Annotated in this window: 15 protein-coding genes and 1 pseudogene; 12 read left to right on the top strand and 4 right to left on the bottom strand. The window is 68.7% G+C overall.

The annotated features are described in order from the left end of the window. Positions 1–51: 51 nt before the first annotated feature. A complete protein-coding gene (locus ACFQE9_RS10310; protein WP_379744107.1) occupies positions 52–792 on the top strand; it encodes a proteasome assembly chaperone family protein in 741 nt (246 codons plus the stop codon). A 150-nt stretch (positions 793–942) separates the two neighbouring features. Continuing rightward, positions 943–2,025, top strand: coding sequence for an HTH-type sugar sensing transcriptional regulator TrmB (gene trmB, locus ACFQE9_RS10305; RefSeq protein WP_379744105.1), 1,083 nt, complete (start codon positions 943–945; stop codon positions 2,023–2,025). A gap of 4 nt (positions 2,026–2,029) precedes the next feature. Here the strand turns inward: trmB and ACFQE9_RS10300 are convergent, their stop codons facing one another. Further along, positions 2,030–2,965: a DMT family transporter gene (locus ACFQE9_RS10300; RefSeq protein WP_379744103.1), complete on the bottom strand. Its 936-nt coding sequence runs from the start codon at positions 2,963–2,965 to the stop codon at positions 2,030–2,032. Positions 2,966–3,148: 183 nt separating this feature from the next. Here ACFQE9_RS10300 and ACFQE9_RS10295 point away from each other — a divergent pair, with 183 nt between their 5' ends. Beyond that, positions 3,149–3,631 carry an Lrp/AsnC family transcriptional regulator gene (locus ACFQE9_RS10295; RefSeq protein ID WP_379744101.1) on the top strand — a complete coding sequence of 161 codons (483 nt, stop codon included), beginning with the start codon at positions 3,149–3,151 and terminating at the stop codon, positions 3,629–3,631. 37 nt (positions 3,632–3,668) lie between these two features. Here the strand turns inward: ACFQE9_RS10295 and gatE are convergent, their stop codons facing one another. Further along, positions 3,669–5,537, bottom strand: coding sequence for a Glu-tRNA(Gln) amidotransferase subunit GatE (gene gatE / locus ACFQE9_RS10290; protein WP_379744099.1), 1,869 nt, complete (start codon positions 5,535–5,537; stop codon positions 3,669–3,671). Positions 5,538–5,666: 129 nt separating this feature from the next. On the opposite strand from gatE, the gene ACFQE9_RS10285 reads away from it, so the two are divergent. Together ACFQE9_RS10285 and ACFQE9_RS10280 are read left to right on the top strand one after the other, a co-directional pair. After that, positions 5,667–6,203, top strand: a complete 537-nt coding sequence (locus ACFQE9_RS10285) for a DUF5817 domain-containing protein (RefSeq protein WP_379744097.1) — start codon at positions 5,667–5,669, stop codon at positions 6,201–6,203. A 96-nt stretch (positions 6,204–6,299) separates the two neighbouring features. Continuing rightward, positions 6,300–6,653, top strand: a complete 354-nt coding sequence (locus tag ACFQE9_RS10280) for a hypothetical protein (protein WP_379744095.1) — start codon at positions 6,300–6,302, stop codon at positions 6,651–6,653. A gap of 26 nt (positions 6,654–6,679) precedes the next feature. On the opposite strand, the gene hmgA is transcribed toward ACFQE9_RS10280, so the two are convergent. Continuing rightward, positions 6,680–7,894, bottom strand: coding sequence for a hydroxymethylglutaryl-CoA reductase (NADPH) (gene hmgA, locus ACFQE9_RS10275; RefSeq protein ID WP_379744093.1), 1,215 nt, complete (start codon positions 7,892–7,894; stop codon positions 6,680–6,682). Between the two features lie 144 nt (positions 7,895–8,038). Between hmgA and ACFQE9_RS10270 the strand changes: the two genes are divergently transcribed. The 6 genes from ACFQE9_RS10270 (at position 8,039) to trpG (ending at position 13,789) form a co-directional block, all read left to right on the top strand. Next, the gene (locus ACFQE9_RS10270; protein WP_379744091.1) at positions 8,039–9,205 is read left to right on the top strand and encodes an amidohydrolase family protein; all 1,167 of its coding nucleotides are present in this window, start codon (positions 8,039–8,041) and stop codon (positions 9,203–9,205) included. A 123-nt stretch (positions 9,206–9,328) separates the two neighbouring features. Then, a complete protein-coding gene (locus ACFQE9_RS10265; protein WP_379744090.1) occupies positions 9,329–9,469 on the top strand; it encodes a rubrerythrin-like domain-containing protein in 141 nt (46 codons plus the stop codon). A 252-nt stretch (positions 9,470–9,721) separates the two neighbouring features. Continuing rightward, entirely contained in the window at positions 9,722–10,774 is a 1,053-nt protein-coding gene (trpD, locus tag ACFQE9_RS10260; protein WP_379744088.1) for an anthranilate phosphoribosyltransferase, read from the top strand. Further along, positions 10,774–11,418 (top strand): phosphoribosylanthranilate isomerase, encoded by a 645-nt coding sequence (locus ACFQE9_RS10255; protein WP_379744087.1) that lies wholly within the window; start codon positions 10,774–10,776, stop codon positions 11,416–11,418. The genes trpD and ACFQE9_RS10255 overlap by 1 nt, the downstream gene beginning before the upstream one ends. Beyond that, entirely contained in the window at positions 11,415–13,163 is a 1,749-nt protein-coding gene (trpE, locus tag ACFQE9_RS10250; RefSeq protein WP_379744085.1) for an anthranilate synthase component I, read from the top strand. Before ACFQE9_RS10255 ends, trpE begins: the two co-directional genes overlap by 4 nt. Next, positions 13,160–13,789 carry an anthranilate synthase component II gene (gene trpG / locus ACFQE9_RS10245; protein ID WP_379744083.1) on the top strand — a complete coding sequence of 210 codons (630 nt, stop codon included), beginning with the start codon at positions 13,160–13,162 and terminating at the stop codon, positions 13,787–13,789. Before trpE ends, trpG begins: the two co-directional genes overlap by 4 nt. A gap of 12 nt (positions 13,790–13,801) precedes the next feature. On the opposite strand, the gene ACFQE9_RS10240 is transcribed toward trpG, so the two are convergent. After that, entirely contained in the window at positions 13,802–14,011 is a 210-nt protein-coding gene (locus tag ACFQE9_RS10240; protein WP_379744081.1) for a hypothetical protein, read from the bottom strand. A gap of 585 nt (positions 14,012–14,596) precedes the next feature. Between ACFQE9_RS10240 and ACFQE9_RS10235 the strand changes: the two are divergent. Beyond that, a pseudogene (locus tag ACFQE9_RS10235) lies at positions 14,597–15,199 on the top strand (ribonucleotide reductase N-terminal alpha domain-containing protein); the annotation flags it as partial. Positions 15,200–15,334: the final 135 nt, after the last annotated feature.

Genomic DNA, 15,334 nt, shown 5'->3' with positions numbered 1-15,334 from the left:
GAGGAGCGACCCGCCCAAACTGCTAAGACACGACCGAGCGAAGAGGTTCCCATGTTCGGCTCGATTCGACGGAACCCGACCTTCGAGGTCACACACGAGACGGCGCCATCGGACGTCCTGCTCGCCGGGTTCTCCTCGTACGGGCTCGCGGGGCTCACGGCGGCGAACTACCTCGTTGACGCCCTGGAGCTTCGAGAGACGGGCCACATCGAGGTCGAGGGGCTCCCCTCGATCACCCCGTTCGAGAACGGGACGCCGAGACATCCCACTCGGCTGTTCTCGGCTCCCGACGTCGACCTCACCGTGCTCGTCGGCGAGCTCTTCGTCCCTTCGGCGCTTGGGGACCCGTTTGCGGGCTCGATCCTCGGGTGGACCGAGGCGAACGACGTCTCGGAGATCGCCGTCGTCTCCGGCGTTCCGGTTCCGCACGGCCCCGAGGGTCACCGCACCTACTACATCGCCACCGACGACTACCGCGAGCATCGCCTCGCGGACGGCGATATCGAGGGGATGAACTCCGGGTTCCTCGACGGAACGAACGCCGCCCTCCTGAAGCGCGGGATCGATTCTCCCCTCGGCGTCTGCGTGTACGTCACCCCCGTCCACGCACAGGTGCCCGACGTCGAGGCCGCCATCCGTCTCGTCGAGACGGTCTCCACCGTCTACGACCTCGAGGTGGATTCGGGGCCGCTGGAGGCGTTCGCCGAGGAGATCCGCCAGTACTACGCCGACCTCGCGGAGCGGATGAACGAGCGGGAGGCCGACCTCCCGGACGACCGGATGTACATGTGACCCGTTCGCGCCCGCTCTCCGGAGGGCAGGGTTCGGAGCTTCGTCCCGGAGCCTCCGGTTCGCAGTCCCGTCCCGGATGGACCGAGTTCGGAATCGCGTGCAACTCGATGTATAGTAATCGATTTACGACCCCGTCGAGAGTATCCCGGTATGACCGACGATCTCCGCGGCACGCTCGAGTACGTCGGCGACCGCTTCGATCTGGGCGCCTACGAGATCGACGCCTACCTCGCGGTCGTCGAACGCGGGGAGCTGACCGCGAGCGAGATCGCGGACCACACGGACATCCCGCAGCCCCGCGTCTACGACACCGTTCGCGGACTGGCCGACCGCGGACTCGTGGAGCTTCGCGAGTCGCGCCCGATGAAGGTCGCCGCCGTCGATCCCACCGAGTCGTTCGGTGACATCAACGACTCCCTGGAGGAGCTCGTCGACGAGCTGTCCGCCCGCTATACCGCACCGGCCAGGGAGACGGAGGCGGTCTCGCTCGTGAAGTCGCGGTCTACGATCCTGCGGTACCTCGAGGACGTGATCGACTCCGCGGAGTACGAACTCGCGGTCTCTTTGACTCCCGACCTGCTTCGCCGCTTCGAGGACCGGCTCGCCGAAAAGCGCCGCGCGGGCGTCAGCATCGAGCTGCTCGTGACGCCGGCGAGCCGCGCTCCGAACCCCGGCTCGTACGACTACGCGGCAGTCGCCACCGTCGCACGCGCGCGACGCGGGATCACGACGCCCGTGGTGGCGGTCGGCGACGGCACCTACTCGCTTTATACCACCCAGGACGCCCTCCGCGACGAGCGCGAGCGCTACGGCGTCATCTTCAACCGCTCCGCGCTCGGCTTTCTCGTCTCCGGGTTCTTCGGAACCGTCCTGTGGACGACCGCGGAGACCCTCGCCGAGGGCGACGACGGCCGGCCCTTCCCGCGTCGATACGCGTCGATCCGCCGCGCGGTCAAGGACGTCTCCGAGATCGGTACGGTCGACGACGACGGAGACGGCGGAGACGGCGACGATCTCTACGCGACCGTCGAGGGTCGCGACGTGGAAACCGGCGACGCCGTGACCGTTCGCGGCCGGATCGTCGGCGTCACGCTCGAGGACAACGAGGAGATCGCGGCGCTCGTCGTCGAGACCGACGACGGCCGCGTCGAGATCGGCGGCCGCGTCGCCGCCCTGGAGGACGTCGAGGGACGACGGCTCGTGATCGGCCGCGGGGAGCCGCCGGAGCTGTAGCCGGTCACGCGGTCCGACCGCGGTTCACGAGCATCCGCCTGACCGAGTGGCGCTCCAGGACGAGAAATCCGGCGAGGATCGCCGCGAAACCGACGAGCGCGTCGCCTTCGATCAGGTGGCCGAGGACGAGCCAGCTCGCGAGCGCGGCCGTCACGGGCTCGGCGTAGCCGACGAGGTGGAGCTGTGTCGGCCCGACGGCGTCCAGGAGCGCGAAGTAGATGAGGAACGCGAGAACGCCCGAGAGCACCGAGAGGTACGCGAGCGAGACGATCGCGGTCGGGGTGACGGAGACGTCGCCCGGCGACTCCCCGAGCGCGCCCGCCCCCGCGAAGAGCAGTACGGCGCCGAGAGTCATTCCCCATCCCTGGAGCGCGACGACGGGGAAGTCCGTCCGGAGCGGGCGCAACAGGACCGCCCCGACGGCGAATGCGACTGCGCTACAGAACACGAGGAGGATCCCGAGCGTCTGCGTGGAGACCAGCGCGTCGGCTGAGGGGTTCGCGACCACGCTCACGCCCACGATGCCGAGGAGGAACCCGCCGACCTCCACGGGACCGACCCGCTCGTTCGGGAGGACCACCGCGGCGACGGCCGCCGTCAACACCGGCGAGAGGCTGACGATCACGGCGGCGATCGCTCCCGGAACGTACTGTTCGCCGACGTAGAGGAATCCGTGGTAGATCGCGATGACGAACACGGCGGTGACGACGACGCTCGAGACCTCCCGGCGGGTCGTCGGGATCCACCCGTCGGCGACGACCGCCGCGTAGGCGAGCACCGCGACCCCGGCGAGGAGGTACCGTATCCCGGCGAAAAGCAGCGGGGGGAAATACGCCAGTCCGACCTCGATGGCGACGAACGAGCCGCCCCAAAGCACCGCCAGCAGGACGAACGCGCTCGCCGCCGCAACCGGAGATGACTGCAACGAAAGACGTGACATTGGTTGTTGGATCGAACGAGATTCAAATATTTAAACTAATCTTTACGAAAAGAGCTTTTCCTACATGTAGAATCAAACAATTGTGCCTCGTTCGACATCGATTCCGATATCGGGGGTTCGATTGGAGAATGATACAATTCTCTCGCCCACACAATCAATACGGATCGCGACCATACCGCCGACATGGACGAACGCGACGTGCGGTTGCTCAAGGCGATCGCCGACCTCGGAACGGGCAGTCCCGAGCGGCTCCACGAGGAGACGGACATCCCCGTCTCCACGATCCACTACCGGCTGAACAACCTCCGGGAGGCGGGCGTCATCGAGAACGACCTCTACGACCTCGATCACGAGGCGCTCGGGCTCGGGGTGACCGTCATCGTCGAGGTGCTCGCGGACTACGACGGTCCCTACGAGGAGGTCGCGGAGGAGCTCTTGGACGTCGAGGGAGTCACCCAGGCGTTCTTCACCATGGGCGAGACCGACTTCATCGTGATCGCTCGGCTCTCCTCGTCGGACGCCGTCGAGCGGCTGATAGGGGACTTCGAGGCGATCCCGGAGGTCGAGCGGACCAACTCCACCTTCGTCATCTCGTCGTTGCGCGAGGAGTCCCGGGCGCCCGCGACCTACGACCTGGAGACGCTCATCGACGAGCTGGCCGAGTGAGGCGTGGCGGGCGGCGGTCCGTTCTCTCGCGTCCGGGTCACGACCGCTTGCCGATCTCCTCGCGGAGCACCTCGGAAACGACCTCCCCGTCGGCCTTCCCGCGGAGTTCGCCCATCGCCTCGCCCATCAGCCCGGAGAAGGCGCCCATGCCCTCCGTTTCGACCTGGTCGGCGTTGCGCTCGACGACCGCCACGACGGCCTCGCGGACGGTCTCGCGGTCCACGCCGGCGAGGTCCGCCTCCTCGATCGCCTCCTCGGCCGACAGCGTCGGATCGGCCGCGATCTCCGCGAGCACCTCCGGGGCGCCCTCCTTTGCGAGCTCTCCGGACTCGACGAGCTCCATGGTCGAGAGGAACTGTTCGTCCGCGACGCGCTCGATCGCCACGTCGTTTCGGCGAAGTTCCGTGGTCGTCGACGCGAGGGTGGATGCCGCAAACGTCGGATCGACCCCGCGTTCGACCGCCGTCTCGAACAGGGGAAACCGCCGGCCGAAGGCGATCTGCTCGGCGAGTCCCGGATCGAGGTCGTAGTCCGCCACGTACCGATCGGCCTTCTCGTCGAGCAGCTCCGGCGTCTCGACGTCGCTCGGGTCGGGCTCGACCGGCGGAACGTCGGTCTCGGGATACATCCGGGCGGCGCCCGGCAGCGGCCGGAGGTACCGGGTCGTGCCGTCCTCGTTCGCGTCGCGCGTCTCCTCGGGGACGCCCTCGATGGCGGTTCGCGCGCGGTCGGCCGCCGCTTCGATCGCGAGCTCGGCGGTTTCCGAATCCGCGGCGACGATCGCCACCCCGTCCTCGGGACCGGCGCCGACCGCCTCGCGGAGGGCCGCGACCTCCCCGTCCGTGATCCCGTAGGCCGGCAGCTCGTCCGTGTGGAAGATCCCGCCCGCGCCGTGGCGCTTCGCGTGATCGGAGAGCTCGGTCCCGAGCCGGCGGTCATCCTGGATCTCCCGGCCGAGGAGGCCGTCGAAGCCGAAGAGCGGAACCGCCGTCACCGACCCCCCGGACTCGAGCGCGCCCCGGATGACTCCGGAGTCGGTGTCGGAAAGGACGTCCGTGACGTCACGCGTCTCGCCGACCGACGCGTCGCGCTCGTCGAGTTCCGCCGCGATCTCAACGAGCTCGGCCTGCCTGCCGACCTCGTTGCGGACGATGTCCTCGATCCCCTGGAGGTCCTGTACCCCCTTGATCTCGACGCGGGCGCCCTCGGCGATGGAGACGTTGACGTCCTGTCGGATCGTCCCGAGGCCGCGTTTGACCGAGCCGGTCGACCGAAGCAGGGTTCCGATCCGCTCCGCCGCCTCGCGGGCCTGCTTCGGCGTGCGGACGTCCGGTCCGGTGCCGATCTCCACGAGCGGGATTCCGAGGCGATCGAGCGAGTAGACGACGCCGTCGTCGGTCTCCTCGACGCGCTGGGCCGACTCCTCCTCGAGCAGCAGGTCGACGATCGAGACGGGGCCCTCCTCGGTCTCGATCTCGCCGTCCTGGCCGAGCAGCATGGTGCGCTGAAAGCCCGAGGTGTTCGAGCCGTCGATGACGAGCTTGCGCATCACGTGCGCCTCGTCGACGACGGTGACGTCGAGGAGTTCCGCGATCTGGAGGGCGACGGAGAGCGCCTCCTCGTCGACGCGGCGGGGCGGCTCGTCGTCCTCCTCGACCAGACAGGTGGTGTCGTAGGCCAGATAGGTGAACTCGCGGTCGACGCGGCTCTCCTCGAGGGCGGCCTCGTCGAGCTCGCCGAGCTCGCTCTTCGTCGGGTGGAGGTACCGGGTGATCTCCCGGTCGGACTCCTCGGGCTCGCGAAGCGTCGTCGGCGACTCACAGAACAGCTTCGTCTCCGTGTCCAGCTGCTGGTGGATCTCTAAGCCGGCGACGAGGCCCAGTTCCTCGTAGTCGTACTCGCTCATTGGCGTCGACTCCGGCTCGCCGAAGTAAAAAGGGTGGCAGTTCGGGCGGCGGACCGACTACCTCGTTCAGGTACGATGATGCCGGGATCGACCATCACGTTCAGGTACGATGGCGCCGAACCGGTCCGTATGTACGCGGTCGTCGGGTGCAACCGATGCGGCACGATGTGGCTGCTCGCGGACCCGGAGACGAGCGAGTCCGCCACCTGCCCGCGCTGTCGCAAGACCCACCGGACGAAACGGCTGAAGCGCTTCTTCGAGTCAGAGGACCGCGCCGCGGCCCGTCAGGCCCGCGCGGCGCTCCTCGCAAACAAACACGACGACAGCGAGGCGTTCTCGGAGGTGGCACACGTGAGCGAGCTCGAGGACCGAATCGACGACTCGGGCATCGACGACCGCGAGTACCTCGAGGGGTCCGGACTGGACGCCGACGCCATCGAGACGGCCGGCGAGCGGTCGTCCCGCGGCGACGCCCGATCCGGGAGCGGGTCCCGTATCGACGTGGTCCGTGGCGCCCTCGACGATCTCGAGGAACCGACCGAGGACGACGTCGTGTCCTACGCGACGGACGACGGCGTTCCACCCGATGCCGCCCGCGATCTGCTCGAGAAGCTTCGGCGTCGGGGGGAGGTCTCCGAGTCCCGCGGTGTCTATCGGCGGCTGTGACTCGCAGTTGACGACCCCCGGATCGCGCTCGCCGTCCCTCCAGTCGATGACGGGCGTCTGACTGGTGTTTAAGCCGGTGCTGTGCGTACAGTTACCATGGCAGTCGATCCGGTTCGAGGAATCGGGACGGTCGGGGGGGTGCTCGTGGGGGCGGTCGTCCTCGCCGTCGCCGCGACGGTGTTCGCTCCCGGGCTCGCGAGCGCCGCGGCGGTCCGGGTCGCGCTGGGCGTCTGTGGGGTCGGGTTCGCCGTCGTCGCGATCGCGTACGCCCGTGAGGGCTACTACGAGCAGATGGCCGGGCACACGCTCGCGAGCGCGGGATTCCTCGTGGTCGCGCTCGACGCCGACGGGGCCATCGCGTGGCTCGGGATCGCCCTTCTGGGGGTCGGCGGCGTGTTGTTGTTACAGGACGCGATCCTTCGCGGGGGACGCGGGGGCGCGTCGATCTGAGGCCGTATAGTCAGGTCTTCGACTCCCTATCGACCGAGGTCGGCGTGTGCCGACGAGAGGTGTCTGGACCCGAGCGCGGCCAGAAGCGACAGCTCGCCCGCGAGCGCGCCCGTCGCGATCGCCTCCGCGAGCCCGTCCGCGTTGTCGCCGGCGGGGTCCCCCCCGCCGCGAACGCCGAGCACGTCGAGTCCCTCCGCCTGCGTCGGGAGCTTCGTTCCGCCGCCGACCGTCCCCACCTCCAGGCTCGCGATCGAGACGGAGACGTAGAGGTCGCCGTCCGCCGTCACCTCCGCGGTCGTGATCGCGTTCGCGCCCTCTACGACCTGCGCCTCGTCCTGGCCGGTCGCGAGGAACATGGCCGCGACGACGTTCGCGACGTGGGCGTTGAAGCCGAGCGACCCCGCCTTGGCCGACCCGACGAGGTTCTTTCGCGTGTTGATCTCCGCCACCGCGTCGGGCGTCGTGTGGAGCCGCTCCTCGACGACGTCCTCGGGAATCCGCACGTCGGCCGTCACCGACCGGCCGCGCCCCTCGATCGCGTTGATCGCCGCCGGCTTCTTGTCCGTACAGAGGTTCCCCGAGAGCGCGACGAGCGAGGCGTCGGTCTCCGCCTCGATCAGCTCGCAGGCCTCGCCGGTGGCGATCGTCGCCATGTTCATCCCCATCGCGTCCTTCGTGTCGTAGCGGAACCGCAGGTAGACGTTGTTGCCGACGACGTAGGGCGTGACGTCGGTCAACTCGCCGTGGTTCGTCGTCGACTCGGCGGCGGCCGCCAGCCGATCCTCGTTGTCCCGAACCCATCCGGCGAGCGCCTCGGATTCGACTATTCCGGACGTCTTGAACGCCGGCGCGCGCGTCATGCCGGTCTTCGTCACTCGCGCGCTCGCTCCGCCGGCGGCCTCGAGCACTGAGCAGCCGCGGTTCACCGACGCCACGAGCGCGCCCTCCGTCGTCGCGAGCGGGAGGTATCGATCCCCCGAGAGCGCGCCGCCGTCGATCGTCACGGGGCCGGCGACGCCGAGGGGAACCTGGACCGCTCCGACCATGTTCTCGACGTTCGGTTCGGCGGCGGCGGCCTCGAAGGTGTACTCGCCGATCGTCTCGAGATCGGCATCCGCCGTTTCGGCGACGAGCCGTCGCCGGGCCGCGGCGGCGATGTCGGCGTCGGCGTGCGACTCGAGCTCGTGTAGGCGGAGTTCGCACGCGCGAACGCGATCCGCGAGTTCCTCTGGGGTGGGCATGGACGGACGTGTTCGCGGCGGACGCTAAGGCGTATCGGTTCTCGGGATCGATCCCGGTCGCTATCGCGATTCTTGTCGCCATCGCGATCACGTCGACCGTCCCGCTCCCGAACAATTAACCCGATCTGCGCCGCTCGAACGAACATGACCGACGCCGCGGACCTCGTCCTGCTCGACGGCGAGATCCACACGCTCACCGATCCGGATCGAACCCACGAGGCGCTCGCGGTTCGCGACGGCGAGATCGTGCGTCTCGGCGCGAGCTACGACGTCGAGTTCCTCGCGGGGATCGACACGACCGTCGTCGACCTCGACGGGCGGGTCCTCCTGCCGGGCTTCGTCGACGCGTACGCCGATCTCACGTCCCTCGGACGCCGGCTTCTCGATGCCGAACGAACGAGCGCCTCCGGGGATTCGGGAGACGAGCCGAACGCGCGCGAGACGCGCGAGATCCTCGCGGCGGCGATCGCCCACGCGAACGCTCGGGGAGTCACGGGAGTTCATGACGCGTCCGCCGCCGCGCTCGCCCCTCGCGCGTTCAGGGAACTCGGGGCGGCCGGCGAGCTGTCCCTGCGCGTTCGGATCGTCTACGGCGCCGAGCGTCTCGACGCGGTCGCGGAGGCGGGACTCCCCACGAACGCGGGCAGCGAGCACGTTCGAGTCGGTCCGATCGCGTTCGCGCCAGCCGAGGAGACGACGGCGGATGTCGCCGAGGCGATCGGTGGCGGCTACCAACTCTCCGTCGACGCCACGGACGCCGAGGCCGTCGACGCAGTTCTCGACGCTTCCGGGGCCGGTGCGGGCGGGAAAACGACGGACGGTGCGGGCGGAAAAACGATACCGGGAGAAGGCGACCCACATCGAGGGGCCCGCCACCGGATCGAGCGTGCAGAGCACGTACGTGAGGAGCAGATCGACCGGATCGCGGCGGCGAACGCGGTCGCGTCCGTCCGGCCGTCCGCGCCCGACCCGGACGACGGCGGAATCTCCTACCGCACGTTCCTCGATGCCGGGATCCCTCTCGCGTTCGGATCCGGCGGCGGACCCGTTGATCCGCTCTCCGACGCCCACCGGGCGGTCGACGTCGGAGACGAGCGCTCGGGTCTCGAGGTCTCCGAGGCGCTTCGAGCCGCCACGAGCGGACCCGCATACGCCGGGTTCGACGAGGACGATCTGGGCACCATCGAACGCGGCAAGCGCGCCGACCTCGTCGCGCTCTCGGAGTCCCCCTGGGACAAGCCCGGGTCCATCCGGGAGATCGACGTCGATCTGACGGTCGTCGACGGGGAGATCGTTCACGACGCACGGTAGGACCCCGGGCTGACGGTCGCCGGACGTTCCGCGCTTCGTTGCGACCCCTCGCCTTGAACGGAACACGAGAATATTAGGTGTTTCAGGGTTCGAACTATATGTTCGGTTCGTTTCACCCGACATATGCGTCCAAAGATCGACGTTAGATCCGAATCGATGTACGAATGTTTCGAATGTATGGGGCGCACGACCGATCCCGACGTTCGAATCTGCCCGGACTGCGGCGGCGAACTGCGTCACATCGGGAGACCCCGCGACGTATAGGCCGTTTCGGCATGTCGACCATGGGAGACGGGGTGTCGGTCAGTTCGACGTGAGACGTGTCCGGAGCCCGTTTTCCCGACGTCGCCGGTCCCCCGGGGGCGTTCTTCTCCTTTCTTTTCCCTGTCCTTCCTCCTCTTTTCTTTCTTCTCCGCGGCCCTCCGTCCCTCCGTTCCCGCCGCGGACGCACTCCCCGGGACGATAGGCTTAAGAAGATGTACACATATGTACACTACAAGACGGACATATACATCAATGACGACCATCAACGACACCATCACACGCGTGACGGAGGGGGCGGACCTGACCGTCGAGGAGGCTCGCGAGACGGCCCGGCTCGTCTTCGAGGACGCCACCGAGGCACAGATCGGGGCGTTGCTGGCGGCGCTTCGGACGAAGGGCGAGACCGAACGGGAGATCGCCGGATTCGCGAAGGGGATGCGCGACGCGGCACGGACGATCGACCCGGACCGCGAGTACCTCGTCGACACCTGCGGGACCGGCGGCGACGACTACGACACGATCAACGTCTCGACCACGGCGGCCATCGTCGCCGCCGGGGCCGGGGCGGCGGTCGCCAAACACGGGAACTACTCCGTCTCCTCCTCGTCGGGCAGCGCGGACGTGCTGGAGGTCGCGGGCGCGAACGTCGAGGCCGAACCGCCCGCCGTCGAGGCGGCGATCGACGAGGACGGGATCGGGTTCATGCTGGCGCCGGTGTTCCATCCGGCGATGAAGGCCGTGATCGGCCCGCGCCGGGAACTGGAGATGCGGACGATCTTCAACGTGCTCGGACCGCTCACGAATCCCGCCGGGGCCGACGCGCAGGTCCTCGGCGTCTACGATCCCGATCTGGTCCCCCAGATCGCGAACTCGCTCGCGCACATGCCCGTCGAACACGCGCTCGTCGTCCACGGCTCCGGCATGGACGAGATCGCGCTCCACGACGAGACCGCCGTCGCGGAGGTCGAGGGCGATCAGGTGACCGAGTACGCGATCACGCCGGCCGACCTCGGACTCGAACGCGCCCCGATCGAGGACGTCTCCGGCGGCACGCCCGAGGAGAACGCGGCCGACCTCCGCGGCATCGTCTCCGGCGAGGTGACCGGCCCGAAACGCGACCTGATCCTCGCGAACGCCGGCGCGGCCGTCTACGTCGCCGGTCTCGCCGATTCGATCGAGGAGGGCGTGGGGGTCGCGGGCGACGCCATCGACTCCGGCGCGGCCGCAGAGAAGTTCGCCGCGTTATGCGGTGAGTCCCCCGACGCGCTCGCCGACGGGGCCGGCGGAACGCGGGCGGGCGAGTGATGGCCCGCGCGAAGATCTGCGGGCTGACCCGGGACGCGGACGTTCGGGCCGCCATCGAGGCCGGCGCCGACGCGGTCGGCGTCGTATCCGAGGTGCCCGTCGAGACGCCCCGGGAGGTCGATCCGGCCGCCGCCGCGGACCTGCTTGCGGACGTCCCCCCGTTCGTGACCGGCACGCTCGTGACGATGCCCGACTCGCCGGAACGCGCGGTCGAACTCGCCGGGCTCGTGGGACCGGACGCCCTCCAGCTCCACGGCGAGTGGACGCCCGAGGAGGTCGCCTACGTCCGTGCCGAGACCGGAACGAAGGTGCTCCTCACCGTCGACGCCGACGAACACGAGCGTGCGGAGCGTCTCGCCGAGGCCGCGGACGCGCTCGTCGTCGACTCGACCACCGAGGAGGGCGCGGGCGGGACCGGACGCACCCACGACTGGGAGGCGACCGGCGACCTGGCCGCGCGACTCACCACGCCCGTCGTGCTCGCCGGCGGCCTCACGCCCGACAACGTGGCCGAGGCGGTCGAGGTGGCCGACCCCTTCGCCGTCGACGTCGCCTCGGGCGTGGAGCTCGAGGGTGGCCGCAAGGACCACAACGCGCTCGCCCGGTTCGTCAGGAACGCCGGACGGGAGGTGACCCTCGCGTGACCCCGGGCTCCGAGTCCGCCTCGATCGAGGTCGACCTCTCGACGTCCCGCGAGGCGTTCGTCGACCACGCCGAGGACGCGTTGAGCGACGAAGCCGACGCGGTCGTCGTTCGCGTCTCGGTCGCCCTCGACGCCGACGTCTCGCCGCTCGCCGCCTACGCGGCGCTCGCGGACCGCAGCGACCACAGCTTCCTGTTGGAGTCCGCGGAGAAGGTCGCCTCCAGCGATCCGGACGGCGCCTTCGCGGCGGGCACCGACGCCGACCGGCACGCGCGCTACTCGTTCGTCGGTTACGACCCCGAGGCGGTCCTCTCCGTCTATCCCGACCGAACCGAGCTGACCCGTCTCGGTCCGGGCGCGGATCTGCTCGCGGAAGCCGGCGATCCGGGGACGGGCGACGTCCTCGACCGCGTCCGCGACGCATTCCCCGACGTCGAGCGGCGCGGATTCCCGGACACCGAGCGACAGACGCTCTCTGGCGGGTTCGTCGGATTTCTCGCCTACGACTCGGTCTACGATCTCTGGCTCGAGGAGGTCGGCGTCGACCGCCCCGACCCGGTCGTTCCGGACGCCGAGTTCTGCCTCACGACGCGGACGCTCGTCTTCGACGAGGTCGCCGACACGGCCGAGCTCGTCTTCACGCCGATCGTCCGCTCCGGGGACGATCCCGGCGAGATCCACGACGAGCTTCGGGCCGAGGCGGCAGACGTCCTCGCCGAGCTGCGGGAGGCGAGCACGCCGGAGACCGGCGGATTCCGCGGCGTCTCGGAGACGGCGGATCCGCAGGACGCCTACGAGGAGGCCGTCCGAACCGCCAAGGAGCGCGTCCTCGACGGCGACATCTATCAGGGCGTGATCTCCCGGACACGCGAGCTGTACGGCGACGTCGACACGCTCGGCCTCTACGACGCGCTGCGGTCGATCAACCCCTCGCCGTACATGTATCTGCTGTCCCACGGCGATCGGTCGATCGTCGGCGCGAGCCCGGAGACGCTCGTGTCCGTCCAGGGCGACCGGATCGTCTCGAACCCGATCGCCGGCACCTGCAAGCGCGGCGAGAGCCCGGTCGAGGACCGGCGGCTCGCCGGCGAGATGCTCGCGGACGAAAAGGAGCGCGCCGAACACACGATGCTCGTCGATCTCGCGCGAAACGACGTCCGTCGGGTCTCCGAGCCGGGATCGGTCCGCGTCGAGGAGTTCATGAACGTCCTCAAATACAGCCACGTCCAACACATCGAGTCGACCGTGACCGGCACGATCGCCGCGGGGAACGACGCCTTCGACGCGACGCGCGCGACGTTCCCGGCGGGGACGTTGACCGGCGCCCCGAAGGTTCGCGCGATGGAGATCATCGACGAGCTCGAGCGCTCCCCTCGCGGCGTCTACGGCGGCGGCGTGGGGTACTACTCGTGGACCGGCGACGCCGACTTCGCGATCGTCATTCGAACCGCGACGGTCGATCACGGGGTGGACATCGGCGACGCCGCGGGCACCGATGTAGGAGCTGGAACGGGACGCGACCACGACGTCGACCGTATCACGATCCAGGCCGGCGCGGGACTCGTCGCCGACTCGGTGCCCGAATCGGAGTACGAGGAGACGGAACGAAAGATGGACGGCGTGCGGGCCGCCGTCGAGGCGATTCGCGAGGGCGACGTCGCCGACGATCCCGACGGAGCCTCGGAGGACGTCGCGCCGGAACCCGGGTCGGAACCCGAGACCGGGACGGAGGTCGATCGCGCGTGAGGGTCACCTTCGTCGACAACTACGACTCGTTCACCTACAACCTCGTCGAGTACGTCTCCGAACAGCCCCTCGAGGGCGGCGTGGAGACGTCGGTGTTGAAGAACCGCGCTACGCTCTCGGACGTCGCCGACACCGATCCCGACGCGATCGTGATCAGTCCCGGGCCGGGACACCCGAAACACGACCGCGACGTCGGGGTGACGATGGACGTGCTCCGGGAGCTCTCGCCGACGGTCCCCACTCTCGGCGTCTGTCTGGGTCTCGAGGCGGCGGTCTACGAGTACGGCGGGTCGGTCGGCCACGCCCCCGAGCCGGTCCACGGCAAGGCCTTCCCGATCGACCACGACGGCTCGGGCGTCTTCGCTGGCCTCGATCAGGGCTTTCGGGCCGGCCGCTACCACTCGCTCGTGGCGACCGACGTCCCCGACGTCTTCGAGGTGTCCGCGACGACGGACCACGAGGGAACCGAACTCGTGATGGGAATCCGCCACCGAGAGCACCCGATCGAGTGCGTCCAGTTCCACCCGGAGAGCGTCCTCACGGGCGCGGGCCACGACGTGATCCGGAACTTCCTGACGCGGGTCGTCGCCGATCGTTCGTCCCGAGCGGACCTCCCGACCGAGTGATCCCGGGTCCGTTCAGATGATCCCGGCGGCCGAGATCGCGAACAGCAGCGCCACGATCACGGCCGCGATGGTGACGAGCCGCCAGGCGACCGCCAGGACCATGCGCCCGACGATGATCACGATCGCGACGGCGACGAGCCCGATCAACAGCCGTCCGAAGGGACTCGCGGCGATGCCCGCCTGCATGGGTGCCGTCGCGATCAGCGATGTCGGATCGTACATGTCCGGATGCAGGGCTACCGACCGTATAAGTGTACGTGTCGAACGCGTCCGAGCGCGTTCGGAGACGACCGATTTGACCGCCCCCGATTCGACCGCCCTTTGACGCCCTCGCCGGCCACCGGTTCGTTCCGGGCCCGTTCTGCGTCGATCGTCCCATCGCGCGCGAGCGTGACGGAACGGCGCTGTTCGGCCCGCCCGAAAAATATATGAATTCGATCATTTCGCGGACGAAACGACCGTGACGACCGATCGACGCCGAGGCTCGATCGGCCCGTTTCCTCCGACACGACCGCGAGGACGTCCCTCGACCTCCCCTTCGGTTCCACTGTGTGTCCGGTCTCTATCTGGCGATCATCGATTCGATTTTTCACTTTCGCCCCGGAGGGGTCATGTTTATGTGGCTTCCGGGACGATCAGATTTACGTACACGCACGGCCTCGTCCGTGCGACCGAACGAGTGTCAGTGATCGTATAGAAAGACGTCCGTTTGGACCCGGAAGCCGAAGATACAAGGGGCCACCTCGCCAGTACCACACCACGATAGATGCACCATACGACACGTGACCGAGGAGGCGCTCTCGCGCGATGAGCGGGAGCGATCTCTCCGCAGACGAGCTCGAACTGCCGATCAAACGAACCACGGGCGAGACGCTCGAGGACCGCCTCACGTCGAACGCCTACCACAACATTCTCCCCGCCCGCTATCTGCGAAAGGACGCCGACGGGAACCAGATCGAGACCCAAGAGGAGCTGTTCGTCCGCGTCGCGAACAACGTCGCGCTCGCGGAGGCCGTCTACGAGTCCGAGAGACGCGACGTCGAGATCACGGTCACGCCCGACCAGATCAAACCCGACCACCCGCGACGTGACGAGCTCGCGAGCGAGGTCTTCGGCGCGGGCGTCACCGCCGACGACGACGCGGAGACGACGCTCACAGCCCACAACGTCAACAAGTTCTCCTACGAGACGATCGTCCCGGAGCTCCCCGCGGAGATCCGCGAACACGTCGAGGAGACCGCCGCGACCTTCCGCGAGGGGATGGAGTCGCTCTCCTTCATGCCGAACTCGCCGACGCTGATGAACGCCGGCGACGAGCTCCAGCAGCTGTCCGCGTGTTTCGTCGACTCCCCCGACGACGACATCACCGACATCCACCAGACCGCCAAGGAGGCCGCGGAGGTCTTCCAGTGTCTGACCGCCGACGCGACCGTTCACGTCGAGGGGAAGGGTCTCGTGTCGATCGCCGACGTCGAGCCCGGCGATTCGATCCGGCAGCGCGACGGCGAGAGCCATCGAACGCGAACCGTCGAGGAGGTTCACGCC

The organism is Halopenitus salinus (assembly GCF_042662125.1).
Lineage (GTDB): Archaea > Halobacteriota > Halobacteria > Halobacteriales > Haloferacaceae > Halopenitus > Halopenitus salinus.
This window is presented reverse-complemented; position numbering and strand designations above follow the sequence as displayed.

Excerpts from the sequence above, each read along its gene's own strand:
- ACFQE9_RS10310 (WP_379744107.1), top strand. The coding sequence starts at position 52 with ATGTTCGGCTCGATTCGACGGAACCCGACCTTCGAGGTCACACACGAG.
- trmB (WP_379744105.1), top strand. The coding sequence starts at position 943 with ATGACCGACGATCTCCGCGGCACGCTCGAGTACGTCGGCGACCGCTTC.
- ACFQE9_RS10300 (WP_379744103.1), bottom strand. The coding sequence starts at position 2,965 with ATGTCACGTCTTTCGTTGCAGTCATCTCCGGTTGCGGCGGCGAGCGCG.
- ACFQE9_RS10295 (WP_379744101.1), top strand. The coding sequence starts at position 3,149 with ATGGACGAACGCGACGTGCGGTTGCTCAAGGCGATCGCCGACCTCGGA.
- gatE (WP_379744099.1), bottom strand. The coding sequence starts at position 5,537 with ATGAGCGAGTACGACTACGAGGAACTGGGCCTCGTCGCCGGCTTAGAG.
- ACFQE9_RS10285 (WP_379744097.1), top strand. The coding sequence starts at position 5,667 with ATGTACGCGGTCGTCGGGTGCAACCGATGCGGCACGATGTGGCTGCTC.
- ACFQE9_RS10280 (WP_379744095.1), top strand. The coding sequence starts at position 6,300 with ATGGCAGTCGATCCGGTTCGAGGAATCGGGACGGTCGGGGGGGTGCTC.
- hmgA (WP_379744093.1), bottom strand. The coding sequence starts at position 7,894 with ATGCCCACCCCAGAGGAACTCGCGGATCGCGTTCGCGCGTGCGAACTC.
- ACFQE9_RS10270 (WP_379744091.1), top strand. The coding sequence starts at position 8,039 with ATGACCGACGCCGCGGACCTCGTCCTGCTCGACGGCGAGATCCACACG.
- ACFQE9_RS10265 (WP_379744090.1), top strand. The coding sequence starts at position 9,329 with ATGCGTCCAAAGATCGACGTTAGATCCGAATCGATGTACGAATGTTTC.
- trpD (WP_379744088.1), top strand. The coding sequence starts at position 9,722 with ATGACGACCATCAACGACACCATCACACGCGTGACGGAGGGGGCGGAC.
- ACFQE9_RS10255 (WP_379744087.1), top strand. The coding sequence starts at position 10,774 with ATGGCCCGCGCGAAGATCTGCGGGCTGACCCGGGACGCGGACGTTCGG.
- ACFQE9_RS10240 (WP_379744081.1), bottom strand. The coding sequence starts at position 14,011 with ATGTACGATCCGACATCGCTGATCGCGACGGCACCCATGCAGGCGGGC.